24 protein-coding genes are annotated in these 23,326 nt (G+C 68.5%); 12 read left to right on the top strand and 12 right to left on the bottom strand.

The window, feature by feature from the left end; all coding sequences use genetic code 11:
- Nucleotides 1–1,320 (bottom strand): exodeoxyribonuclease VII large subunit, encoded by a 1,320-nt coding sequence (xseA, locus tag ABTW64_RS05075; RefSeq protein ID WP_350619878.1) that lies wholly within the window; start codon nucleotides 1,318–1,320, stop codon nucleotides 1–3.
- Between the two features lie 145 nt (nucleotides 1,321–1,465).
- Here xseA and ABTW64_RS05070 point away from each other — a divergent pair, with 145 nt between their 5' ends.
- From ABTW64_RS05070 to ABTW64_RS05060, 3 genes are all read left to right on the top strand, one after another.
- Nucleotides 1,466–2,491, top strand: a complete 1,026-nt coding sequence (locus ABTW64_RS05070; protein ID WP_350620507.1) for a 4-hydroxy-3-methylbut-2-enyl diphosphate reductase — start codon at nucleotides 1,466–1,468, stop codon at nucleotides 2,489–2,491.
- Nucleotides 2,488–3,021 carry a DUF6264 family protein gene (locus tag ABTW64_RS05065; RefSeq protein ID WP_350619876.1) on the top strand — a complete coding sequence of 178 codons (534 nt, stop codon included), beginning with the start codon at nucleotides 2,488–2,490 and terminating at the stop codon, nucleotides 3,019–3,021. Before ABTW64_RS05070 ends, ABTW64_RS05065 begins: the two co-directional genes overlap by 4 nt.
- 61 nt (nucleotides 3,022–3,082) lie before the next feature.
- Nucleotides 3,083–4,039 (top strand): D-alanyl-D-alanine carboxypeptidase family protein, encoded by a 957-nt coding sequence (locus ABTW64_RS05060; protein WP_350619873.1) that lies wholly within the window; start codon nucleotides 3,083–3,085, stop codon nucleotides 4,037–4,039.
- A gap of 344 nt (nucleotides 4,040–4,383) precedes the next feature.
- Here the strand turns inward: ABTW64_RS05060 and fbaA are convergent, their stop codons facing one another.
- Nucleotides 4,384–5,415, bottom strand: a complete 1,032-nt coding sequence (gene fbaA, locus ABTW64_RS05055; protein ID WP_350619871.1) for a class II fructose-bisphosphate aldolase — start codon at nucleotides 5,413–5,415, stop codon at nucleotides 4,384–4,386.
- Nucleotides 5,416–5,586: 171 nt separating this feature from the next.
- Here fbaA and glpX point away from each other — a divergent pair, with 171 nt between their 5' ends.
- A complete protein-coding gene (glpX, locus tag ABTW64_RS05050; RefSeq protein ID WP_350619869.1) occupies nucleotides 5,587–6,567 on the top strand; it encodes a class II fructose-bisphosphatase in 981 nt (326 codons plus the stop codon).
- 124 nt (nucleotides 6,568–6,691) lie between these two features.
- Nucleotides 6,692–6,895 carry a UDP-N-acetylmuramyl pentapeptide phosphotransferase gene (locus ABTW64_RS05045; protein WP_350619867.1) on the top strand — a complete coding sequence of 68 codons (204 nt, stop codon included), beginning with the start codon at nucleotides 6,692–6,694 and terminating at the stop codon, nucleotides 6,893–6,895.
- Here ABTW64_RS05045 and ABTW64_RS05040 read toward each other — a convergent pair.
- The 3 genes from ABTW64_RS05040 to ABTW64_RS05030 all read right to left on the bottom strand — a co-directional run bounded on the left by ABTW64_RS05040 (nucleotide 6,864) and on the right by ABTW64_RS05030 (nucleotide 10,510).
- Nucleotides 6,864–8,270: a DNA recombination protein RmuC gene (locus ABTW64_RS05040; RefSeq protein ID WP_350619865.1), complete on the bottom strand. Its 1,407-nt coding sequence runs from the start codon at nucleotides 8,268–8,270 to the stop codon at nucleotides 6,864–6,866. The two genes, ABTW64_RS05045 and ABTW64_RS05040, sit on opposite strands and share 32 nt — an antisense overlap.
- A gap of 49 nt (nucleotides 8,271–8,319) precedes the next feature.
- Nucleotides 8,320–8,904, bottom strand: a complete 585-nt coding sequence (locus ABTW64_RS05035) for a 3'-5' exonuclease (protein ID WP_350619862.1) — start codon at nucleotides 8,902–8,904, stop codon at nucleotides 8,320–8,322.
- A gap of 85 nt (nucleotides 8,905–8,989) precedes the next feature.
- Nucleotides 8,990–10,510 (bottom strand): peptide MFS transporter, encoded by a 1,521-nt coding sequence (locus tag ABTW64_RS05030; protein WP_350619860.1) that lies wholly within the window; start codon nucleotides 10,508–10,510, stop codon nucleotides 8,990–8,992.
- Nucleotides 10,511–10,600: 90 nt separating this feature from the next.
- Here ABTW64_RS05030 and ychF point away from each other — a divergent pair, with 90 nt between their 5' ends.
- On the top strand, nucleotides 10,601–11,674 hold the full coding sequence (gene ychF, locus ABTW64_RS05025) for a redox-regulated ATPase YchF (RefSeq protein WP_350619858.1): 1,074 nt from the start codon (nucleotides 10,601–10,603) through the stop codon (nucleotides 11,672–11,674).
- Nucleotides 11,675–12,042: 368 nt separating this feature from the next.
- Nucleotides 12,043–13,104, top strand: coding sequence for an LPO_1073/Vpar_1526 family protein (locus tag ABTW64_RS05020; protein ID WP_350619855.1), 1,062 nt, complete (start codon nucleotides 12,043–12,045; stop codon nucleotides 13,102–13,104).
- A 142-nt stretch (nucleotides 13,105–13,246) separates the two neighbouring features.
- Here the strand turns inward: ABTW64_RS05020 and ABTW64_RS05015 are convergent, their stop codons facing one another.
- From ABTW64_RS05015 to ABTW64_RS05005, 3 genes are all read right to left on the bottom strand, one after another.
- Complete coding sequence (locus ABTW64_RS05015) at nucleotides 13,247–13,906, bottom strand: MAE_28990/MAE_18760 family HEPN-like nuclease (protein WP_350620505.1); 660 nt, start codon at nucleotides 13,904–13,906, stop codon at nucleotides 13,247–13,249.
- Nucleotides 13,906–14,379, bottom strand: a complete 474-nt coding sequence (locus tag ABTW64_RS05010) for a hypothetical protein (protein WP_350619852.1) — start codon at nucleotides 14,377–14,379, stop codon at nucleotides 13,906–13,908. Before ABTW64_RS05010 ends, ABTW64_RS05015 begins: the two co-directional genes overlap by 1 nt.
- A 480-nt stretch (nucleotides 14,380–14,859) precedes the next feature.
- Nucleotides 14,860–15,423: a TetR/AcrR family transcriptional regulator gene (locus tag ABTW64_RS05005; RefSeq protein ID WP_350619850.1), complete on the bottom strand. Its 564-nt coding sequence runs from the start codon at nucleotides 15,421–15,423 to the stop codon at nucleotides 14,860–14,862.
- A 69-nt stretch (nucleotides 15,424–15,492) separates the two neighbouring features.
- On the opposite strand from ABTW64_RS05005, the gene ABTW64_RS05000 reads away from it, so the two are divergent.
- Nucleotides 15,493–17,034: an MFS transporter gene (locus tag ABTW64_RS05000; RefSeq protein WP_350619847.1), complete on the top strand. Its 1,542-nt coding sequence runs from the start codon at nucleotides 15,493–15,495 to the stop codon at nucleotides 17,032–17,034.
- A gap of 158 nt (nucleotides 17,035–17,192) precedes the next feature.
- Nucleotides 17,193–17,969: an SDR family NAD(P)-dependent oxidoreductase gene (locus ABTW64_RS04995; RefSeq protein ID WP_350619845.1), complete on the top strand. Its 777-nt coding sequence runs from the start codon at nucleotides 17,193–17,195 to the stop codon at nucleotides 17,967–17,969.
- Here ABTW64_RS04995 and ABTW64_RS04990 read toward each other — a convergent pair.
- The 4 genes from ABTW64_RS04990 to ABTW64_RS04975 all read right to left on the bottom strand — a co-directional run bounded on the left by ABTW64_RS04990 (nucleotide 17,941) and on the right by ABTW64_RS04975 (nucleotide 20,502).
- Nucleotides 17,941–18,303, bottom strand: a complete 363-nt coding sequence (locus ABTW64_RS04990; protein ID WP_350620503.1) for a tetratricopeptide repeat protein — start codon at nucleotides 18,301–18,303, stop codon at nucleotides 17,941–17,943. The genes ABTW64_RS04995 and ABTW64_RS04990 overlap by 29 nt on opposite strands.
- A complete protein-coding gene (locus ABTW64_RS04985) occupies nucleotides 18,294–18,452 on the bottom strand; it encodes a tetratricopeptide repeat protein (protein ID WP_350620501.1) in 159 nt (52 codons plus the stop codon). The genes ABTW64_RS04990 and ABTW64_RS04985 overlap by 10 nt, the downstream gene beginning before the upstream one ends.
- 883 nt (nucleotides 18,453–19,335) lie before the next feature.
- Complete coding sequence (locus ABTW64_RS04980) at nucleotides 19,336–19,713, bottom strand: GIY-YIG nuclease family protein (protein WP_350619843.1); 378 nt, start codon at nucleotides 19,711–19,713, stop codon at nucleotides 19,336–19,338.
- A 90-nt stretch (nucleotides 19,714–19,803) separates the two neighbouring features.
- Nucleotides 19,804–20,502, bottom strand: coding sequence for a hypothetical protein (locus ABTW64_RS04975; protein WP_350619841.1), 699 nt, complete (start codon nucleotides 20,500–20,502; stop codon nucleotides 19,804–19,806).
- Between the two features lie 155 nt (nucleotides 20,503–20,657).
- Here ABTW64_RS04975 and ABTW64_RS04970 point away from each other — a divergent pair, with 155 nt between their 5' ends.
- The 3 genes from ABTW64_RS04970 to ABTW64_RS04960 all read left to right on the top strand — a co-directional run bounded on the left by ABTW64_RS04970 (nucleotide 20,658) and on the right by ABTW64_RS04960 (nucleotide 23,290).
- Nucleotides 20,658–21,356 (top strand): catalase family protein, encoded by a 699-nt coding sequence (locus tag ABTW64_RS04970; RefSeq protein ID WP_350619839.1) that lies wholly within the window; start codon nucleotides 20,658–20,660, stop codon nucleotides 21,354–21,356.
- A gap of 295 nt (nucleotides 21,357–21,651) precedes the next feature.
- Nucleotides 21,652–22,533, top strand: coding sequence for an AraC family transcriptional regulator (locus ABTW64_RS04965; protein ID WP_350620499.1), 882 nt, complete (start codon nucleotides 21,652–21,654; stop codon nucleotides 22,531–22,533).
- 88 nt (nucleotides 22,534–22,621) lie between these two features.
- Nucleotides 22,622–23,290: a hypothetical protein gene (locus tag ABTW64_RS04960; RefSeq protein WP_350619837.1), complete on the top strand. Its 669-nt coding sequence runs from the start codon at nucleotides 22,622–22,624 to the stop codon at nucleotides 23,288–23,290.
- Nucleotides 23,291–23,326 lie beyond the last annotated feature (36 nt).

Genomic DNA, 23,326 nt, shown 5'->3' with positions numbered 1-23,326 from the left:
CTACTTTCCGGCCTCCGACGTCTCGGCCCGGTCGGCCGAGGTGGTGGGCCCCTCGGCCAGCTCGCCCGTCGAGGTCGCGCCGAGCGAGCCTCGGTCGAGCGTGACCACGATGCGCGTGCCGGCGGGCGCCTGCGAGGCGTCACGCAGGATGACCCCGCCCTCGGCGTGGGCGATCGCGTAGCCGCGGGCCAGCGTCGCGGCCGGGGAGAGCGCCCGCAGCGACGCGCGCAGCTCGGCCGTGCGCAGCCGCCCCTTCTCGACGCGGCGCTGCGCGAGATCGCGCCCGCGGCTGAGGAGCTGCCAGACATCCTGCGTGCGCGTGCGCACCATATGCTCCGGGGAGCGCAGCGCCGGTCGTGACCGCAGCTGCTCGAGCTGGGCGATGTCGTGGGCGACGCGCTGCGTGAGGCGCATCGTCATGCGCGAGCGGAGCTGAGCGACGATCGCGCGCTGCTCGCCGACATCCGGCACGACGCGCTTGGCCGCATCGGTGGGGGTCGAGGCGCGCAGGTCGGCCACGTCGTCCAGCAGCGGATGGTCGTTCTCGTGCCCGATCGCGCTGACGATGGGCGTCCGAGCCGAGGCCACGGCGCGCAGCAGCCTCTCGTCGCTGAAGCCGAGCAGCGTCTGCGGGTCGCCCCCGCCCCGCGCGATGATGATCACGTCGACCTCGGGGTCGGCGTCGAGACGCTGCAGCGCGGCGAGCGTCTCGGGCACGCAGCGGTCGCCCTGCACGGCGGCGTACGCGGTGCGGAAGCGCACCTGCGGCCAGCGCAGCTCGGCGTTGCGATGCACGTCCTTCTCGGCGTCGCTGCGCTCGCCCGTGATCAGCCCGATGCAGTGGGGCAGGAAGGGCAGCGGCTTCTTGCGCGCGGCGTCGAACAGTCCCTCCGAGCGCAGCCGCGCGCGCAGGCGCTCGAGCCGTTCGAGCTGCTCGCCCAGGCCGACGTGCTTCATGGCGGAGACCTGGAAGCTGAAGTCGCCGCCCTTGACGTAGTAGTCGGCCTTAACGCATGCCACCACGTGGTCGCCCACCTTGAGGTCGGCGGGGATGCGGCCTCGCGTGCTCGACCAGATCCGGATCGAGATCTGCGCGTCGCCCTGCAGATCCTTCAGCCGCGCGTACACGGCTCCCGCGCGCACGTTCCACGACGTGATCTCGCCCTCGACCCACACCGATCCCCAGCGCTCGATGAAGCCCTTGATGGTCTGGTTCAGGCGCCCGATCGAGGTGGGCGCCTGCGGCGTGGAGTCGCGGGGCGAGACGCTGTCGGCAGGCGGCGCCTCGCCGGGCACGGTCACGGGCTGGAACGACGTCATGCCATCTCTCGTCTCGGGTCGGTGCGGCGGATCGCGCATCCGCGCGTGGCCGGCACTCGGGCCGCCCCCAGGGGCACGCCCGTAGAATCGAGCTGTGAGCGCCACCGCCATCTCGCTGCCCGTACCTGCGATCCCGGCACGCCGCGTGCAGGTGCGTCGCGAGCCCCTTCAGGATATCCCCGTGCCCGGACACAAGCGGGTGCTGCTGGCCGCTCCGCGCGGCTACTGCGCGGGCGTCGACCGCGCGGTCGTGGCGGTGGAGAAGGCGCTCGAGCGCTACGGAGCGCCCGTCTACGTGCGCAAGCAGATCGTGCACAACATCCACGTCGTCACCGAGCTCGAGGCGAAGGGCGCGATCTTCGTCGACGAGGTCGATGAGGTCCCCGCGGGCGCACACGTCGTCTTCAGCGCCCACGGCGTCTCTCCCGCGGTCGTCGACGCCGCCTCGGACCGGGGCCTCCAGGCGATCGACGCCACGTGCCCCCTCGTCACCAAGGTGCACCGCGAGGCCGTGCGCTTCGCGAGAGACGATTACCAGATCCTGCTCATCGGCCACGTCGGGCACGAGGAGGTCGAGGGCACCGCGGGTGAGGCGCCGGACCACGTCACCATCGTGAACTCTCCGGAGGAGGCCGACACGGTGGTGGTCGCCGACCCGAGCAAGGTCGTCTGGCTCTCGCAGACCACGCTGTCGGTCGACGAGACCATGGAGACCGTGCGCCGCCTGCGCGCCCGCTTCCCGGAGCTGCAGGATCCGCCGTCCGATGACATCTGCTACGCCACGCAGAACCGTCAGGTCGCGATCAAGAAGGTCGCGCGGCACGCCGATCTCGTGATCGTGGTGGGGTCGGCGAACTCGTCCAACAGCGTGCGACTCGTGGAGGTCGCGCTCGAGCATGGCGCCAAGGCGGCGTACCGCGTCGACTACGCCGACGAGGTCCGGCAGGAGTGGCTCGAGGGCGTCGAGACCGTCGGCGTCACGAGCGGGGCGTCCGTGCCGGAGGTGCTCGTGCAGGAGGTGCTGTCCGAGCTCGCAGGCGCCGGGTATCGCGACGTCGACGAGGTCCGCACGGCGGAGGAGGACCTCATGTTCTCGCTGCCGAAGGAGCTGCGGCAGGATGCGACGGGTCGCCGCGACGAGCGCGCGCTCGGTGGCCGGGGGCGTGCGTGACCGACGGCGACGCGTCCCGCCCGCGCCCGCAGTACGGCGAGTACGCGACGCCGGAGGAACAGGCCGCGCGCATCCGCCAGCCGCTGCCGCCGCTGTCTTCGGCACCCGCCCCGGCGGCGCCGCCGGTCGCGACGCCGGGCGTGCGGACGCCGGCCGCCATGACTCCGGGCCGCGTCGTCGACCGTGGTGCGGCCGTCGCGCTGCTGGCGTACGGGCTGCTGAGTCTCGCGAACGCGATTCCGGCCATCCTGGATCCGTCCGCCCTGCTGGACCTGCTCGCCCTCGATGTCGACCCGGCGGGGCTCGCCGCGACGCGCGCTTGGGGCGTCGCGGCGATCGCGGTGCTCGTGCTGGGGTGGGTGCTCACGGCGTGGCTCACGTGGAGGGCGCACCGCCGCGGGTGGGTCGTGTTCTGGATCCCGCTCGCGGGCGGGCTGGTCTTCAACGCCGTGTCGGGCGTGATGATGGCGATCGGGCTGCTGGCCGATCCGGCCGTGTTCGACGCTGTGCTGCGCCAGTCGGGCGGCTGATACCGCGAAATACCGGAGCGCCTCACGCCGCGCGCGCCGGTCGCCACGAGACTGGAGCGACATGAGTCCCTTCAGCCGTCGCCGCCGCCTGCGCCTCGCCCGCTTCGGGCTGTTCGTCGCACTCGCCGTCGGCCTCGGTGCCGGCATCACGACCTTCGCGAACTCGGCCGTCGCGCCGCGCGACGCGGCGCCGGCCGCTGTGGCCGAGGAGCCCGTCGTCGCCGGGCCGTCCCCGGTCGCCACGATCGAGGCGGCGGACATCACGTGGCCGGCGACGGGCGCATCCGCCGTGGCGGTCGGCGAGGGCGCGACGCTCACGAGCGCGGATGAGCCGCACGCCATGGCGAGCATCACCAAGCTGCTCACCGCGCTGATGGTGCTGGAGGCCAAGCCGCTGCGGCCCGGTGAGACGGGGCCGGACTACCACTTCGTCGAGAAGTGGAACGACTCGTACGAGGAGTACCTCTACCGCGACGAGTCTGCGCTTCCCGTGCCGGCGGGCGGCACGCTCACCCAGTATCAGCTGCTGCAGGGGATGCTGCTCGGCTCGGCCTGCAACTACACGGACATCCTCGTCGCCGACATCTGGGGCGACGACGCCGCGTTCGCCGCCGCGGCGGGCGAGTTCCTGGAGGAGAAGGGTCTCGGCGGCATCACGGTCGTGGAGCCGACTGGGATCGATCCCGCCAACACCGCCACCCCCTCGGCGCTGATCGAGCTGGGGCGCCTGGCGCTCGCCGATCCGGTGATCGCCGAGATCGTGGCGCAGTCCTCGGCCGAGCTTCCCGGTGCGGGACTCGTCGAGAACACCAACGACCTGCTGTCCGACCCCGGCGTGGTGGGCATCAAGACCGGCACGCTGGAGGGAAGCAACCTGCTCTCGGCGAAGGACATCGTCGTGGGCGAGCGCACGGTGCGGGTGTTCGCGGTCGTGCTGTCGCAGGCCGATGACGAGGCGCGCTTCATCGAGTCCCGGTCGCTGTACGCCGACGTCGAGGCGCTTCTCGCCGAGGGCTGACCCCGCCGCGGGGCGACCCGCCGCGGACTGACCCGCCGCGGACTGACCCGCCGCGGACTGACCCGCCGCGCGGCGACCTCGCGGGCGGGGCGCTCGCCGGGGCGTCGGCGCGGCGGTTGAGCGAGGCTCGTATGCACACCAATGTGCGTGTGTCCTCGGCCGCCTTCGAGTGCACACGCACATTGGTGTGCAGTCGAACGGGTGCGAGCCGCGAACGGCGGAGGGACGGCGAACGCCCCGGCGCGTCGAGTCGCGCCGGGGCGTTCGGGGAGGCTGGGCCTTCGGGAAGCGGCCTGTCTGGGAAGCGGCCTGTCCGGGAAGCGGCCTGTCCGGGAAGCGGCGGATCAGGCCTTCTGCGACTGGCCGTGCGAGCCGAGCTGCTTCGTGGCTTCCACCACGCGAGCCGCCATGGCGGTCTCGGCGACCTTGCCCCATGCGCGGGGGTCGTACTGCTTCTTGTTGCCGACCTCGCCGTCGACCTTCAGCACGCCGTCGTAGTTCGAGAACATGTAGCCGGCGATCGAGCGGGTGAACGCGTACTGAGTGTCGGTGTCGATGTTCATCTTGATGACGCCGTTGGCGACCGCGGTGGCGATCTCCTGGTCGGTCGAGCCGCTGCCGCCGTGGAAGACCAGGTCGAGCGGCTTGGGGTCGGTGCCGAACTGGGCGGCGATGCCCTCCTGGATCTCGCCGAGCAGCTCGGGGCGCAGCTTGACGTTGCCGGGCTTGTAGACGCCGTGCACGTTGCCGAACGTCAGTGCCGAGATGTACCGGCCCTTCTCACCCTGGCCGAGCGCCTCGACCGCCTTCGCGACGTCGGCCACCGTCGTGTAGAGCGCGTCGTTGGAGCCCTCGTGCCGGACGCCGTCCTCCTCGCCGCCGACCACGCCGACCTCGATCTCGAGGATCGAGCCGATGGCGTGCATGCGGGGGAGCAGCTCGCCGGCGATCTCGATGTTCTCGTCGAGCGGCACGGCCGAGCCGTCCCACATGTGCGAGTGGAAGATGGGCGCGCCGCCGGCCTTCACCTGCTCCTCCGACGCCGCCACGATCGGCAGCAGGAAGCTGTCGAGCGCATCCTTGGGGCAGTGATCGGTGTGGACGGCGACCGTGATGTCGTACGAGGCCGCCACGCGCTTGACGTACTCGGCCATGGCGATCGCGCCGACCGCGCGGTTCTTCACGGTGTGACCCGCGAAGTAGTCGGCACCGCCCGTGGTGACCTGCAGGATGCCGTCGCTGCCGGCCTCCTGGAGACCCTGCAGCACGGCGTTGATGGTCTGCGAGCTGGAGACGTTGATCGCCGGATACGCGAAGCCGCCGGCCTTCGCACGGTCGAGCATCTCTGCGTACTGATCCGGGGTGGCGAAGGCCATGTCTGCTCCTTGGGGGGTAGCCGATGAGTCCTCGCCAGTCTAGGGAAACTCGGCCGTTCCTGCCCCGACGGGACAGCTCGGGAAGCGGACCTTTGCCGTTTTGGAAAGAAGGCAGGTTCCTGTGGCGGACACGCGCGGAAATCCCCCCGCGGATCGCAATACGCTCGAGGCATGCAGACCTCCGACATGTCCCCGCTCCACCCCGACCGGAACATCGCGCTCGAGCTGGTGCGCGCCACGGAGGCCGCCGCCATCCGGGCCGTGCCGTTCATCGGCCGTGGCGACAAGGAAGCGGCCGACGGCGCGGCGGTCGACGCGATGCGCGCGTTCCTGACGACCGTGGACTTCGACGGCGTCGTGGTGATCGGCGAAGGCGAGAAGGACAACGCCCCGATGCTCTACAACGGCGAGCACGTCGGCACCGGAAAGGGACGTTCGTACGACATCGCGGTGGATCCGATTGACGGCACGTCGCTGACTGCCGCCGGGCGCCAGAATGCGCTGTCGGTCATCGCGATGTCGGATCGCGGGACGATGCTCGACGCGTCGAGCGTGTTCTACATGGACAAGCTCGTGACCGGCCCGGCCGGTGTCGGCGTGGTGGACATCCGCCTTCCGATCGGCGAGAACATCCGCCTCCTCGCCAAGGAGCTCGGCAAGCCCGTGGACGAGATGGTCGTGTCGGTGCTGAACCGTCCCCGCCACGAGAAGCTGATCCAGGAGATCCGCGAGGCCGGCGCGGGAACACGCCTGATGAGCGACGGCGACGTGGCCGGCGGGATCAACGCCGCCCGGCACGACGCGCGCACCGACATGTGCGTGGGGGTCGGCGGCAGCCCGGAGGGCATCGTCACGGCGTGCGCGATCAAGGCGCTGGGCGGGCACATCCAGGGGCGCCTGTGGCCGCGCGACGACGAGGAACGGCAGAAGGGCATCGACGCCGGGCTCAAGATGGACCATGTGTACGAGGCCGACGACCTCGTCGCGGGCAACAACACCCTCTTCGTCGCGACCGGTGTGACCGACGGCCAGCTGGTGGCGGGCGTGCGTCGCCAGGGGGACTACGTGTACACCGAGAGCGTCGTGCTGCGCAGCCACTCGGGCACGCTGCGTCGCATCTCGTCGGATCACATGGTCTCGAAGTGGCTCTGATCGGGCGCGCCTGAGAGGCGCGGGTTCCGTCCGCCACGCGTGATGCACCTGTGACCGAGTTCGGAGGTTCGGTCTGGGAGAATGGGCGCGGCGGAACGTCCGACACAGCAGGGGGCTCAGAGGCATGTCAGTTCAGCACGCGTCGGTTCAGCATGTGCCGGATCAGCAGACCCCGCAGCAGGTGGCCGCGGATCCCGCTCGTCGCCCGGATGTGCTGCTGCGCGTGCGTCGCGCTCCCGGTCAGGAGCCCAGCGCCTGGTGGTTCGTCGGCGCGTTCGTCGTGTTCTCGGGCGCGGTCACCGCGCTGCTGAGCCTGATCCCCGGCTGACGCCGGTTTCGGCGCCGTCACGGATCGCTTCGTCGCCGATCGTCTCGTCGCCCCGCAGGCCCGGGTCCATCACGCCTTCTCTCGTGGCACCGTCTCCCGCGTCGACCGCGCCCAGGCGCGACTGATCCAGGCGTGAGGCGATCGACTCCGTCAGCGGGGCCTCGTCGAGCGCCTCGATGAGCTCGGGGGCTGTCATCCGCCTCGTCGCGGCGTGCAGCACCGCCGGCGACGACGTGGCGGCGAGCTTCGTCTCGTCCACGCCGGGGAACCGGCGGGCGGTGACGAGCACGCGCGACTCGAGCGATCCCACGAAGGTGTTGTAGCTGTCGACCGTGCGTTCGATCGCGCGGCGCAGACCGTCGGCGTGCTGGGCGAGCGTGCCGAGGCGCTCGTAGAGCTGGTTGCCCAGGGTGAAGAGCGTGCGCGCCTCGTCAGACACCTCTTGCTGGGTCCAGGCGTACGCGACGGTCTTGAGCACGGCCCACAGGTTGACGGGCGACGCGAGCGCGACGCGCTTGGAGAACGCGTATTCGAGGAGGCCCGGGTCTTCGTCCAGCGCGACCGCCAGGATCGACTCGCTCGGCAGGAAGCAGACGACGAACTCGGGGCTCGCGGGAAGGCCTGTCCAGTACGCCTTCTTCGCGAGCGCGTCGACGTGCGCGCGCACCGCCTTGACATGCCGCGCCCGCAGCTCGCGGCGGCGGCGAGCCTCGTCGCCGTTCGCCGATTCGGGGATCGCTGCTGCGTCGAGGAAGGCGTCGAGAGGGGCCTTCGCGTCGATGGCGATGGCCTTGTCGCCAGGAAGGCGCACCACCATGTCGGGACGACCGGCCGTGTCGCCCTCGGTCAGCACGGCCTGGGTGTCGAAGTCGACGTGGCGGACGAGACCGGCGGCTTCGACCACACGCCGCAGCTGCGCCTCGCCCCATACACCGCGCGCCGTGGTCGATCGCAGAGCCCCCGCCAGCGACTCGGTCGTGGCGCGAAGCGCTTCGTCCGACTGCTGCGCCCGGCGCAGCTGCTCGGCCAGCGTGCCGAACTGGCTGTGGCGCTCGCGCTCCATCTCGTCCACGCGCTGCTGCATGCGGGTGAGGCTCTCGCGTACGGGGGAGAGCGCCGTCAGCACGGCGTTCTCGCGTCGCGCCCGCTCTTCCGCGGCGGCGCGCTGGGCCTGCTCGTGGGCGATCGCGTCCCGGCGCAGATCCTCCTGGCGCTCCAGCGCCTCGCGCAGGGCCACGGCCTCGGTCTCGCGTGCGGCGAGCAGGGCGCGTGCGTCGGCGGCATCCTGTGTCGCTCGGGCGGCCCGAGCGAGCCATCCGATCGCCCCGCCCACGACGAGCGCGGCGACGGCGAGGATCAGGGCGAGTGCGTCCATGCCCCCATCATGCGGGGGGCCACCGACATCCTGCGGCTCACCGCACGGATCAGGCCGCGACGACTGCCGGAGCCAGGGCGGACACGCGCACCTTCAGGGTCTCGGCGAGCGTCGTGACGTCGCCGGCCGCCATGCGCCGTGCCGCGTCGATCACGATGTGCGCGCAGGCGAGGGCGTCGGCCACCGCGTCGTGGTGTGCGAAGCCCGTGAACCCGGCCGCCTCGGCCGCGACGGGCAGGCGGTAGGAGGGGAGCGTGTACGCCTTCCTCGCCACCTGCAGGCTGCAGACGTAGCGGTAGGCGGGCAGGTCGAACGCCGTCGCCTCGCACGCCGCGCGCAGCACGCCCATGTCGAAGCTGGCATTGTGGGCGACCAGGACGTCGTCGCCGGCGAACCCGATCAGATCCTCGATCTGCTCGTCCCAGCCGAGGGCATCCGCGACGTCGGCGGCGGTGATGCCATGGATGCGCGTGTTCCACTCGAGGAACTCGTCGTGTCCTGCGGGCGGGCGGATGAGCCATCCGGTCTTCTCGACGACCACACCGTCGCGCACGCGCGCCAGGCCGACCTGGCACGCCGACGCCCTCGACCCGTTCGCCGTCTCGAAGTCGATCGCCGTGAAGTCCAGTGCCACCCATCGAGTGTGCGTGCCGGCGCGACGAGGCCCCGGCAGGCGCGCCGCCGGGGCCTCGATCGACGCCGCTCCGCAGTCCGGGCGATCAGTCGCCGGAGGTGTGCACGCCTTCTGCGCGGTCGGCCTCGTGGATCAGGCGACGCACCCACGGCGACACGGCGAACAGCGCCACGGCGAAGACCGCCGCGATCACGCCCGTCCAGCCGAAGTAGGCGACATCCGACGCGCCCTCGGTGGCCTGCACGACCTGCGCCGTGATCGCCGAGCCGGCGGCGGGGGCGAGGAACCACAGGCCCATGGCCTGCCCGCGGAACGCCTTCGGCGCCAGCAGCGTGGTGGCCGCCAGCCCCACGGGCGAGAGGAACAGCTCGCCGATCGTCTGGATCACGTACACGGTGATCAGCAGGATGGCGGGGGCCTTGCCGTCGCCCGCGAGCCAGGCCCCGCCCGCGAGCACCACGAACGACACGGCGGCGAGCGACAGGCCGATCGCGAACTTGTACGGGACCGCGGGGCGGTCGTTGGTCTTGACCCAGATCCAGGCGAACACCGGCGCGAACACGAAGATCACGAACGGGTTGATCGACTGGAACAGCTCGGCGCCCAGCTGCAGCCCGAAGATGTGCAGATCGGTGCGCTGGTCGGCGAAGGTCGTCATCGTGGTGGCGGCCTGATCCAGGATCATCCAGAACAGCATCGCGGCGATGAACAGCGGGATGTAGGCCAGCAGGCGGCTGCGCTCGGGGGCCGTGACCTTCGGCGAGCGGTACATGAGCACGAACGCGACCACGGGGGCGATCAGCGCCACGTAGCTGAGCGTGTCGATCATGGCGCCCAGGCCCCAGCCGCCCTGCAGGATCGATGCGATCACCGCGACGATCGCCACGCCGACCAGGATGATCCCGATCATCCGGAGCACCTTCGGCACCTCGTCGCGCGCGATGGGGTTCGCCACGACATCCCCCTCGGCGGCGAGCAGGCGGCGCCCGGCGACGAAGAACGCCACAGCGAAGGCCATGCCGATCGCCGCGACGAGGAATCCGGCGTGGAACCCGAACGCGAGGCGCACGGGCATGATGATCAGCGGCGAGAAGAACGAGCCGAGATTGATGCCCATGTAGAAGATCGAGAACGCCGACTGGCGGCGGGGGTCGTCGCGCGTGTACAGGTCGCCGACCATGGTCGACACGTTCGACTTCAGCAGCCCTGTGCCGACCGCCACCAGGATCATGCCGAGGAATGTGAACGCCGCCCCGGGCAGCGCCAGGCTGACGTGACCCGCGGCGATCACGACGCCGCCGGAGAGCACGGCGCGGCGCGAGCCGATCATCCGGTCGGCGAGCCACCCGCCCACGATCGTCAGCAGGTAGACGCCGGTGCCGTAGATGGCCACGAGTGCCTGACCGGTGGTGTCGTCGAGCGCGAGACCGCCCTCGGCCAGCTCGGCCGTGAGGAACAGCAGCAGGATGGCGCGCATGCCGTAGAAGCTGAAGCGCTCCCACATCTCGGTCGTGAAGAGGGTGAAGAGCCCCAGCGGATGCCCGAAGAACCGCCGGTCGCGATTCGCGGGCGCGGCGGCAGGGGAGGAAGGCGCGCTGGTGCTCATCGTTCCAGGCTCGCATCTGCACCTCCACGCTTGCTCGGAGGGGCGGGCGGGCATGGGTGAGCTGCGGGCGCCCGCGTAGACTGGTCTCCCGTGGCTCTCACTATCGGCATCGTCGGCCTGCCCAACGTCGGCAAGTCCACCCTCTTCAACGCGCTGACCAAGAACACGGTGCTCGCCGCGAACTACCCGTTCGCGACCATCGAGCCCAATGTCGGCGTGGTCGAGCTGCCCGACCCGCGCCTGAACCGTCTGGCCGAGATCTTCGGCTCGCAGCGCATCCTGCCGGCGCCCGTGTCGTTCGTCGACATCGCCGGCATCGTGCGCGGCGCCAGCGAGGGCGAGGGCCTCGGAAACCAGTTCCTCGCGAACATCCGCGAGGCCGACGCGATCGCCCAGGTGGTGCGCGGCTTCGCCGACTCGGACGTCGTGCACGTCGACGGCAGGGTCGACCCCGCGTCCGACATGGAGACGATCAACACCGAGCTGATCCTCGCCGACATGCAGACGCTCGAGAAGGCGATCCCGCGCCTCGAGAAGGAGGTCAAGGGCAAGAAGGCCGACGCGTCGGTGCTCGAGGCCGCCCAGGCGGCGAAGGACGTGCTCGACTCTGGCAAGACCCTTTTCCAGGCGGGCTTCGACGTCACGCCCATCCGCGAGCTGGGCCTGCTGACGGCCAAGCCCACGCTGTTCGTCTTCAACGTCGACGAGGGCGTGCTCACGTCCCCTGAGCGGATGGACGAGCTCGCCGCCCTCGTGGCGCCGGCGAAGGCCGTCTTCCTCGACGCGAAGGTCGAGTCGGAGCTGATCGACCTCGACCCCGACGAGGCGCTCGAACTGCTGCAGTCGCTGGGCCAGCAGGAGTCGGGCCTTGACCAGCTCGCCCGCGTCGGGTTCGAGACCCTGGGCCTGCAGACGTACCTCACCGCGGGCCCCAAGGAGTCGCGCGCCTGGACGATCCGCAAGGGATGGACCGCCCCGCAGGCGGCCGGCGTCATCCACACCGATTTCGAGCGCGGTTTCATCAAGGCCGAGGTCGTCTCGTTCGCGGACCTCGACGAGGCCGGCTCGATGGCCGAGGCCAAGTCGAAGGGCCGCGTCCGCATCGAGGGCAAGGACTACGTCATGCAGGACGGCGACGTCGTGGAGTTTAGATTTAATGTGTAGTCCATCGTTGGGTGGTTTGAGGCCAAGAGGTTCAGCGTCGAACTGGCCGAACGGGTAACGACGCCGTGTACCAGCTTGTCGATACTCTTTCCGTGTGAGCACAGCGGACAAGCTAGTTGCGGCCGGAGGGGCGATCGTCGGCTTGGGCGGAGCGCTAGGCGTCGCGTATTACATCTACTCGCTAGAATCCGCGCAGCCATTTTGGTCCTGGCCGGGCGTGGCAGCGGTTGTCGCGACGGGTCTTGGTCTGTTGCTGCTCGTGCTCGGGCTACTCGGGCGCGAAACCCCCGCGGAAACGTTGAAGCAGAGCGGTGGGAAGCGGTCGACCAATTACCAGGCGGGCAGGGACATGACGATTGGGCGAAACAGTGACGCCGACCGGTAGGGGAGGACAGAGCCAAGATGCCGGCGACTACTCGACAAACTACCAAGCCGGGAAAGATATCCATGTTCACGGTCTAACCGTTGACGAAGCGCGAACGGTGGCACTTGACGTGTTCAAGGCCAACGCCATCGAACTTGCCGGTGTTGCCCAGTCGATCGCCGTTGCACGTGCGGAGCAGCTCACCAATGACTTTCTGACGAAGCTCGAGGCAGAGATGCCCGAGCGCGCCAACGCACTCGCGGACCCAGATGTTCAGAGTGTCGTCTTTCAGGCGCAGAGGGAGTTCGCCCGATCGGGAGAGGAAGATCTCCGAGTCGCGCTCGTGGACCTCCTCGCCCAACGTGTCGGCGAGGACGACCGCAATCTGCGGACTCTCGCGCTCAACGAGGCCATAGCATCGGCGCCGAAGCTGACTGAGAAGCAGCGACGCGCGATCGCGTGGGTTTTCTACCTGAGGTACACGAGACCTGTCGGTGTTGGCACGCCAGATGCCTACTATTCCAGACTCGAGCGGGAGACTTCTGCGCTTGGGGTTGACGTGCCTACCGGCCAGGCGGACTATCAGCACATCGAGTATGTCGGCGCCGGGTCGTTGAGCATTGGCACCACCACATTCGCAAAAGGCATTATGTCCGGTGTGGAGGGCCTGTACACTACAGGCTTCGCCGCCTCTGAGATTGACGCAGACCTATTGGCGGAGCTGAGGACCCGCAACTTCGTGATTCCGGCGCTGCGAGACCCGGGTCGGTTACAGTTGCAACTTCTCGCCGACGAGGATCTCGACGAGCAGGCAACCAAGGCGGGCCTCGCCGCTCGGATCCCGGACCTCAAGACGGTAGTGACGCGCGGGCGCATGTCAGAGGAAGATGTGGCGAACGAGGCTATTAACAGAGTTCCTCGAATTGCTCACCTGCGTGACGCATGGGAGAACGAACAGACCGGGCTAAGCGCAATGACGTTGACGTCCGTTGGTCTCGCGCTTGGGCATGCGTACTGGACCCGTCTAACCGGTGGCAATGCATCGCTGAAGATCTGGTTGCCCTAGTGGCGGTGAGGCGTCGCTCGTCCAGAGCTCGCCGTTGCCCAACGGTGTGATGTTTATCGGTTACGTAACCCGGTGGAGTTCCGCTTCGCCGTGCAACCCCTGGTGTAGCGTCTTCCGGCGGTCCCGTGCCGTCTGGCGCCACCTATTGTTGAGCAGTCGGCAACTTGAGATGTCGACCCGTCGAGGCGGCATTTCGTACATCGTCCGTGAAGAGCTCAAGTAGGTCGAGCGTATTGGCTCGAAGCGTTGTGAAATCATCGACGCCCAGGTCGAGATACTCGCCGTGGGCTATTGTGTTGCGGCGATTTACGAGGTCATGGTCAATCATGTTCGCTCGAAGCTTGTACTTTTCTCGTCTTTCGAGACCCAAGCGATCGATGATCGCGAGGAAGACGCTAGATGACAGATTGCTCTCCGTCCGAACCAAAGACTCGGATATTGAGGCGCGCTCCGAGAGATGGTCCTGGATAAAAGCGGCGAAGCTGTTGTGTATCAAAGGGTTGCTCGCCTCATCGATTCCTGACATCTTGGTCTCAAGCGCGGTGCCGAGAAAAGCGGTGCTCAGCTGGTCATATGGGAACGCCTTTGTGTTCACATATCTGATGTAGAGCTGCGCTACTGCCTTCACCCACCCTTCCCAGTGCGCGTATAGGATGACGACTCCTGAGCGAAGGTTCGCCTGCAGCGCTGGGCCACTACTTCGGTGGATTAGCTTCCGTGCTGTGCTGAGCTCTTGCTTGCGCCAGGCTATCTCGGCCGAAATGGCATCATCGAGTGCCTCAACCGACCGGATCTTGGCCATCACGCACTGATGATTTTTCGACCGGCGGGGACCATCATGTTGAGCCGTGCTTCAGTCGACTTTCCAGTCGCGAACCGGGTGGTCATTTCGGGTAGGCTCCAGAAGTCAATCGCGCACTGCCGCAGATCGGTCTTCACCTCCGAGCCGCTCCTCAGGAGGAAACCGAGGCTGATCGCAAGCGCCTCAAAAGACGAGTTCAAGAAACCTCCCTTGAAGTCGCCCTTGCTGGCATCCCACTTCCCGAGGATCCGTTCATCCGCCTGCAGTAGGCGGTCGAAGGTCTCGCGGAAAGTGTTTTCGGAGCGCTCCATGTAGTTAGCCTCGAATTTCAGAGCGAGGTCGATGGCAAATTCTTCAAGTCCATCCTGGAAGTTGCGGATACCTGCGATTTCCTCGTCGTTCTTCTCGTGCAGGTAGCTGTCCGTCGAGATGTTCCTTCGCGCTTCTTCGAGCTCCGATTCGAGATCGCTCACTGTGTTCACCCGTTCGTCTCATGCAGTTGACGGACTCAGGCTACAGGTGCGGCCGGCCGGTGAAGGTGCCGTCTTAGGCCCCATGTCCGCGACGTGACTGCCCGCATCGCGCTAGTCGAAGAGTGGCGCTGGGGCATCAGCTAGATGGTGGTGCGCTACGTAACGTGGTGGAGTTCCGGTTCAACGTGTGATCCGCTCGCTCGCAGAGGTTCGCCTGGGGCGCTGATCTCTCGGCTGTCATCGACCACCTCGGACGGCTCGATATCCCTCTCGCCTCGAAGGTCGCCGACATCGGGAGCGTGGCGTTCGTGCAGTTCCGCGACCCGGACGGCAACGGCGACGAGAAGTCTGTTCGACTGCGGCGCGCAGTCGAGCTCAACTTCTGCCCGTGACCTCTGCGGGGCCCGGCAGACGTAGAAATCTCTCGACGGGATGCGAAGGCGGGTCGAGCCGCCAACGGGGCTCGTCCTGCGCCGCGGTTTAGTTGTGAACGAGAGTCTTTATCGCTACAGCGAGTTCTCGGGCCGACGGCGTGGGTTCGGGCGCGATGAAAAGCTGCAGCGCGATGCCGCTGATGATCGCCAGGGCGAGGGATCCGAGCGCTAGGTCCTCCGCGCGGACGCGATCGGGCTCGACGTCGAGCAACATGGCGGCGATCCCGCGGCGGGCCCCATCGTAGGCGGCGGCGAGCTGCTGGCGGATCTCAGGGACGAACTCGGCCTCGGCGAACGCCTGCACGCTCGCCACGAGCGTCGTGCGATGTTCGGCGGAGCCGGCGAGAAAGAGGGCGAGGAACCCCTCGAGTCGGTCGATCGGCTCGCCTTCGTAGGGAACCGCCATGGCCTCCTCGATGGCGTTGCCCCACTCATCGAAGGATTCCAGCACGGCGGCGTTCAGCAGCGCCTCCTTGGAGCCGAAGTGATAGCCGATGGCGGCGAGGTTCGCCCCCGAAGCGGCGGTGATGTCACGCGCGGTGGTGCGCGAGTAGCCCTTCTCTGCCAGGCACTTCCTCGCTCCGGCGAGCAGATCCTGTCGCTGACCCATACGTCCAGGGTAACGCTGGAGCGTACACGTGTCTTGTACACACGTATTAGACGCTCGTACACTGAGGGTATGACGACGACACCGTTTCCACGCGCAACCGCTCGCGACTGGCTCGGCATGGCCGTGCTGGTCCTTCCCGCTCTGCTGGCTTCGATGGATCTGTCCGTGCTGTTCATGGCTTCGCCCTGGATCAGCGCCGACCTCGCGCCCACCGCGAGTCAGCATCTGTGGATCATGGACATCTACGGGTTCGTGATGGCCGGCCTGCTCATCACCATGGGCTCGATCGGCGACCGGATCGGGCGGCGGAAGCTGCTGCTGATCGGCGCGCTCGCCTTCGGCGCCGCCTCTGTGATCGCGGCGCACTCGACCTCCGCCGAGATCCTCATCGCCGCCCGCGCCCTACTCGGTCTCGGCGGCGCGACGCTTGCCCCGTCGACGCTCTCCCTGATCCGGGGGATGTTCCAGGACGAGAACCAGCGCCGCACGGCGGTCGGCATCTGGACCGGCGCGTTCACCGGCGGTATGGCGGTCGGCCCCATCGTCGGCGGCCTCCTGCTGGAGCGCTTCGGCTGGGGGTCGGTTTTCCTCATCAACGTCCCCGTGATGGTGCTGTTGCTGATCGTCGCGCCGATCATCATCCGCGAGCAGCGCGATTCGGCCCCCGGCCGCTTCGACCTGCTCGGCGCGCTGCTGTCGCTGGCGGCGGTGCTCCCGATTGTGTACGGCGTCAAGCGCGCCGCGGAAGACGGCCTCGACGGCACGGCGATCGCATCGCTCGCCGCGGGTATCGTGTTCGCGGGGCTGTTCGTACTGCGGCAGCTGAACGCGCGAAGCCCCATGATCGACGTACGCCTGTTCGCCCGGCCCTCGTTCAGCGGGTCCATTGTGGCGAACCTGATCATCACCTTCGCCACTGCGGGCATGGGGCTGCTGACCATGACCTTCATTCAGATCGTGCTCGGCTATACCCCGTTCGCCGCCGCGCTGTGGGCGCTGCCCGCCGTAGGTGGCAGTATCGCGGGCGTCACGGTCGCCTCGATCCTCGCCCCGAAGATCTGCCCCGCCATGCTCGTCGCGGCCGGCCTGCTCGCCGCTGCCGCGGGCTTCGCCGTCGTCAGCACAGTCACGCCTGACTCGGGGGTCGGCCACCTCATCGCCGCCTACACCGTGCTCACTCTCGGCGTCGGCATGACCGCCACCATGGTCACCTCCCTCGTTCTCACCACCGCACCTCCGGAGAAGGCCGGAGCCGCGTCCGCCCTCGCCGAGACCAGCAATGAGCTCGGCGGCGCGCTTGGCATCGCTGTCCTCGGCACCCTCGCCGCATCCATCTACCGCGGCACGATGCAGCACGCCGCCGTCCCCGGGCTTGAAAGCGCAGCCGCGCAGGCTGCGAACGACACCGTCGGCGCCGCCGTGGCGGTCGCCGAGCATCTGCCACGAGAGGTCGCGCCGCTCCTGCTGCGGCAGGCGTTCGACGCCTACAGCAGCGGGTTCACAGTTGCGGCAATCGCCGGAGCCGCAGTCCTGGCCGGCGCGGCGGCGTTCACCGGAATCGCCTTGCGCTCGGTCACGTCACAACAGGTCGCGGAGACGCCAACTCGGTGAGGAAGGCGGAATGTCCCCTTCGCTTCAAGGTCTGACCAGCAATCGCGTGACCGATATGCCCGTGGGATTCACTGCGTAACCACATCGTTGAAGGCTTCGTGAACGGCGATCGTCGGCGTCGAAGGCGGTCGGCTTCGCCCGCAACGCACGGATTCGTGATGGGTATTGAGGCGCCGCTGCGTGGAGGAGTTACCCTTCAATGTCTGACCCTGGTTGCCCCCCTGAATTCCCCGCAACGTCACAGCCCGAAGGAGCCCGTCATGCCCGTCATCGCCATTATCGGAGCGGGACCGGGACTGGGCGCGGCCGTCGCGCGTCGCTTCGGTCGGGAGGGCTTCTCGGTCGCCCTGATCTCCCGCGACCGATCGAAGCTCGACGACATGGTGGCGGAGCTGGACTCGGAGGGGGTGACAGCCAGAGGCTACTCAGCAGACGTGCGCATCCCCGCTGAGCTCGAGGACGCGCTCGCCCGTGCCGCAGCAGACCTCGGCGCCATCTCGGTCCTGCAGTACAGCCCGCTTCCGTCTCGCGACTACCTGAAGCCTGTCCTTGAGCTGACCCCTGAGCTCGCACTGGAAGCGGTACAGTTCTCCCTGCTCGGCCTCATCCACGCCGCCCGCGCGGTGCTGCCCGCGATGCGAGAGTCGGGAGATGGCACCATCATCCTGATCAACGGAGGCACCTCGGTGAAGGCACGCGCCGACTTCGCGGGAACCTCCGTCGCCTTCCCCGCGGAAAGCGCGTACGGCGAGATGATTCACGACGCCCTCGAGAACGAGGGCGTGCGGGTGAAGCAGCTCGTGATCCCGGGAGCGATTCCCCGACTCCAGCTGCCCAACGGCATCGATGATGTGGCCGACCGGGTCTGGGAACTGCACACCGATCGAGGGCCCTTCCGAACCTTGCTCATCCCGCTCGAAGACGGAAGGGAGTAAGGGCAGATCGACCCGTCGCAGCCGCTGGAATCGCAGCGATGGATCCCGGTTGTGACGGTCCCCATGGCCTCGTTGCACTGTCACGTGTGAAGGAATGATCGTCACATCGGATGAGACGAGCTCGCCGAGCTCGTCGTGAGGTTACTCCGTGACGGAACGCGGTGGAGTTCCGCTTTAAACGTGTAGCCGGATCGCCGGACGTGGCAGACTCCATCAGGGCAGCGGCGTAGTTGCGCATCGAACGCTGGTAGCGGTGCAACGCTTCAATCTGCGTTTCCATGGCGACCCGGAGTGCTTCATCCTTGCGGCCAGCGCTATGGAGGGCTAGCGCCAGCAGGAGTCGGGGTGCGGCGCCGTCGATTCATGCGTCGGCGCAGTTTCCAGGATGCCGATCGCCTCGTCGAGGCGGCCGAGATTACGCAATGTCGATCCGTACTGGACGGCGAGTTGTGCGTTCCCGGTTTCGTCGAGACCGAGCTCCAGCGCGCGGTCGTATTCGGCGCGGGCTTCAGCCTCATATCCTCATATCCCATCGAGTCGTACATGCCCGCGAACTCGAACGCTGCCCTACCGTCTGCGGCAGGGCATGTCTCGGCCAAGGCGCGCATCACTGCGACGCCCTCATCGCGATCGAACGAGTCGAGGCGCGCCCAGACGCCGGCAGATGCGCTTTCCCATTGCCCGACTGTCGTTGCCATGGCGCCGATTCTGTCAGGCAGCGGTGCTCGCCGGCGTCGTAGTCGAACGGGTGCCATCAGACGCGGATAGCCCAGAGGATTCTCCGTCCCTGAAGGCCGTGGAGTTCCGCTTCAGCGTGTAGTCACGTTCGAATCACCGGACTTCGACCGAAACGACGGCTCGGATCGGCGGATTCGTTCCGTCGTTTCGGGTCTGCTCCGTCACTTCGGTCCGGGATGACGACGGGCTCATCCCGTCTCCGATCCCGCGCCGTAGACCCGGATCGAACTCGCGAGCCAAACGGTGCTGCGAACGTCGCGCACAGGCGATCGCACGCCTCGCTCACTGGGGATCCCCGCAGCTCGCGTGCTCCTGACCGTGGCCGGCGTGCAGGCCACGATGCACCAGCATGACGCGGATGGTCGGACGCAGAGGTGTAGATGCGCGAGGCGACGAGCTGACGGTGGCGAGCTGCGGGATCGTCCCGTCTACCGCCGGAACGAGTGGCCGCCGCTCGGCTGATCGCACCGCCCGAGCTAGGGATCGCCCGACTTGTGGGGTACTCGACGCGCGGCGGGCGACGAGGGCGAGTTGAGCGCGCCCGTCGCTGCAAGTCCTGGTTCCCCGTGGCGGAAGCATTCGGTGCGACGCTGCCGAAGGTCGTGGCCGTGCTCTGACCTATCTGCCGTTAGTTCCAGTTGAGCCCGTGCGGGACGCGGCTGTCCAGAGCTTCCTTGTAGTGGCTCTCCGCGATGTTGATTTCGTTCTCAGGCGTCGAAGGGTCGAATACACGCAGAAGCGAGTACCGGAACGTGCTCGGGTCGAGGGTACGCAGCTCCTTGTTGCCGCCGTGTCCGTTGGCGGCGTAGGCGCTCCAACGCTGACGGATGCTCTCCTCACCGTCCGCCCTGCTGACATCGTGGCGTCCGTCGCGCGTTTCGGCGACGATGACTGCCTGGAGCTGAACGTAGTTCAGGACGAGCCTGGACCGTGCGTGAAAGCCATCAGCAGCTGCCTCCTTGAGTTGCCCGCCAGTCTGCCGCGCGTGCCAGATACCGCTCGTCACGGCAGAGGCGGTCTCGCTGGCGGCGCAAGCACTCTCGCAACTGAAGCCCTCGGAGTGGCGTCCGAGGGCTTCAGGGCGAGGGAACGCGTCCTAGGAGAACAACTGGCGCAGCGCGTCAGGGTCGCCGGAGTCGACCACCTTCTGGATGGCGTCTATCGTTTCCTGGTTCGTGAACATGCCCGACAGGGTGTCGTTCCAGATCGCGCGCGCGGTGTCGATGTCGCCCGCGTCGACCGCCACGCCTGCCGCGATGATGGCCTCCTGGTAAGGGATCTGCCGGAACCCGGCCTCGGCGTCCGGCGGGCCGTAGAGGCCGATCCAGGGGGTGTCCGGGTTGGGGGAGAGCCACAGCACCAGCCCTGGGTACACGTAGTGCTCGTGGTTCATCGAGGCGAGGTTGGGATACGCGCAGAGTCGCTCAGCGATCACAGCCTCGACGTCCCCGGGCGCGACGGTGTACGTCACGGGTGTGCCGTCCTCATCGAACGTCACCTCGCCTTCCGCGAACTCTCGCGCGCCCAGATCCCGGAGCGGCTGCTTTCGCTCCCTATACAAGCCGCCGTTGTAGCTGACGACCTCCGACATGCGGGAGCAGGTCTCCGGCTTGGGCGATTCCGGCGTCGGGGTGGCCGTGGGAGTCGGCCGGCTCGCGGTGGCCGCCGCAGCGGGGGAGGCCTTGGGCGTCTGCTCGGCGGCCGTGGGCGCTGCGGTGGCGGTGCATCCCGACAGGGCCAGTGTGGCGACGGCCAGGGCGGCGAGCGCCGTGGTGATCGTGGCGTTGCGGGACATGCGTAGTGCTCCTTCGATGCGCGACTCATGGCCACAGTAGCGATCATGCGGCGAGTGCCGCTTCGGTTCGCTGGTGCACGGTGAGTGCCGCTTGAACGTGCGGGGGCGCCCTGAACATCCTTATCCCGGCACCGCGCAGTCGGGATAATGGCCGCATGCTCGCTGGACCTGTAGGGGTGGCCGGAACCGTTCTGCGCGGCTTCTTCTCTCTGCTCCGGCGCATCCGTCATCCGCGCCCTATCCATTCGCGGGGGCTCGTGCTGGCGGGGCAGGCCACCTGGATGCGTGATGGGGCGCCGTCGGGCATCGACTGGATCGACGACGTCGGCGAGAAGCCGCTCGAAGTGACCGCGCGGCTGTCCCGAGGAATAGGGCTGCCCGACACGCTTCCGGACGTGCTCGGCCTCGCCATCCGGTTCCACCTCGACGACGGACGGCCCGCGGATGTGCTGTTGGCGGCGACCGGCATCGGCTTCCCCTCCCGGTTCGTGCTCGTGCCCCGGCGCTCGGCGACGGGCGCGACGTTCGGGAGTCTGCTGCCGTACCGCTCGGCGCGGGGACCGGTTCTGATCTGCGCCCGGAGCGTCCCCGCTCGAGCATTCCCGGCCGACCTGGGGAGCCTGCGGCGGTCGCTCGAGCAGCAGCCGTGGCACGTCCGGCTCTATCACTCGGAGCCGACCGGCACGTGGCACCCCTTTGCAGAGGTGCTGCTTCGACCCGCTGCTGAGCAGGACTCGGCTCAGCTGCGTTTCGATCCGGTGGGGCATCCGCTTCCTGGATCGACCATCTACCCGTGGGTGCGCAGAGTTCGGCAGCCGAGCTACCGCGCCGCGCAGCGTGCGACCCCTGGGTAGCCCCGGCTGGCGTACCCCTTGCGACGGACCGATGCCGAAACGACGGAGGGCATGTGCGGTTCCGATCCGTCGTCGCGGTGATTCTCCGTGGGGTCAGACCGGATCACGCGGCGGCGGCCTCAGAGCCCTGCCACGGGATGCGCGTCTGGAGCTGCGCCTCGTCGAGCACCGGGTCTTCGAGAATGGCACCGTCTACGCACACTATGCGTCGGGTGTGCGGGCCGACTGAATCGGACGCGAGAAGTCGGGCGGCGCGCCCGGCCCGGAGCGAGAGTGGTGCGTGAAGGGAGTCACCGTGATCGAGATCCTCAATCGCATCGTCGGCGAGATCGAGGCGCAGCTGAGCGTGGGCGCCGGGGCCGCCGAGCTCGACGTGGATGCGCTCGCCGCGAGGACAGGCACGACGGGATACCACGCCCGTCGGATGTTCTCGTCGCTTGCGGGCATGCCCGTGTCGGAGTACGTGCGGCGGCGGCGGATGACGCTGGCCGCGTCCGACCTCATCCGCGGCGAGGATCTGCTGACGATCGCGGTGCGGTACGGGTACGGATCGACCGAGGCGTTCGGCCGGGCGTTCCGCGCCGTGCACGGAGCCGGCCACGGCGACGTGCGCCGCGACGGCGGCCCCCTTCGCAGCCAACCGCAGCTCAGGTTCCGCCTGACCGTCGAAGGGAGTGCTCCCATGGAAGCCCGTCTCGTAGAACGCCCCGCAATCCGGCTGATCGGCCACGCGATCCGCGTGCCGCTCATCCATGAGGGCGTCAACCCGCACATCCAGGCGCACATCGCGTCGCTCCCCGCGAGCGAGCACGAGCGCCTCAAGCAGCTGAGCGCCACCGAACCGCGCGGACTGCTGCAGGTGAGCGCCGACGTCGACCCGGACTATGCCGAGGGCACGGAGCTCACCTACCTGCACGGGGTGGCGGTGGACGCCGACGCCGCGGTGCCCGACGACCTCGACGCCATCGCGGTGCCTCCGGGCATGTGGGCCGTGTTTCGCACGTCGGGTCCACACCCGGCGGCGCTGCAGTCGACCTGGGCGGCGATGGCGACCGAGTGGTTTCCCTCGAACCCCTGGCGGCTGCGACCCGGCCCGTCGATCGTGGCCGTGCTCGAGCGCGCGGCGGATTTCCGCACCGCCACGTGCGAGCTGTGGCTGCCGGTCGAACACACCTGACGACGGGTGCGGCGGGCGCGGCCCCGTGCGCGTGCGGTCGAGCGCTGTGCGCCTTGCGGGCGCGGGCGCGGCGTGCTCGAATGCCCGCATGGCTGAGGCGGGGCGTGCGTCCCTGGCGGACAGGTCACGGGCATGGCGCGTCGCGCTCGCCGCAGTGGGCGGCGTGTGGGCGGCGATCATCCTGCCCTTCCCGGCGAGCGACTGGGGCGACTGGTCGTGGCTGTGGATCGAGGACATCTACGATTACCCGCTCTACGCGCGCATCGCGACAGCGGTGGGCGATCCGTACATCGTGTTCGGCGCGCTCGCCGGTCTGTCCTTCCTCCTGATCGGCGTCGCGCTGCTGCCCGATCTCAGCGGCGCCGGGTGGGGCGGGCGCCTCCTCGCGTGGCTCGTGATCGCGGGTGCGCCGATCACAGCGCTCAGCTACGTCGGCGCGCCGGAGCAGTCGCCGCTCCACTTCATGTGGGGATGGGAGGGGCTGCTGCTCCTCGCCATCGGGCTCGCAGGCCCCGTCGCGGCGATCACCGCCAGGAGCCGCTGGCCACGGTGGGTGCGCGTGCTGCTCGGACTCACGCTCCTCGTGGTAGTCGTCGGCGTGCTGACGTTCGGATATTGGCCGCACGGCAGTCTCGTCCTGCTGGCAGCGGAGGCCGTGGCCGTGATCCTCGGGGCGCCTCGCGGTGCTGGCGATCCGCACAGGTCGGCGCCCGACGCCGTGCCGTCGTCGGGGCGAGCCCCGCGTCCTGAGGGATGATCGCGAGCCCGCGGATGCTCTCACACGCCGCGGGCC

Source organism: Microbacterium sp. NPDC096154 (genome assembly GCF_040302945.1).
GTDB lineage: Bacteria > Actinomycetota > Actinomycetes > Actinomycetales > Microbacteriaceae > Microbacterium.
Note: the sequence above shows the minus strand (reverse complement) of the source record. Positions and strands in the feature narration are given on the sequence as shown.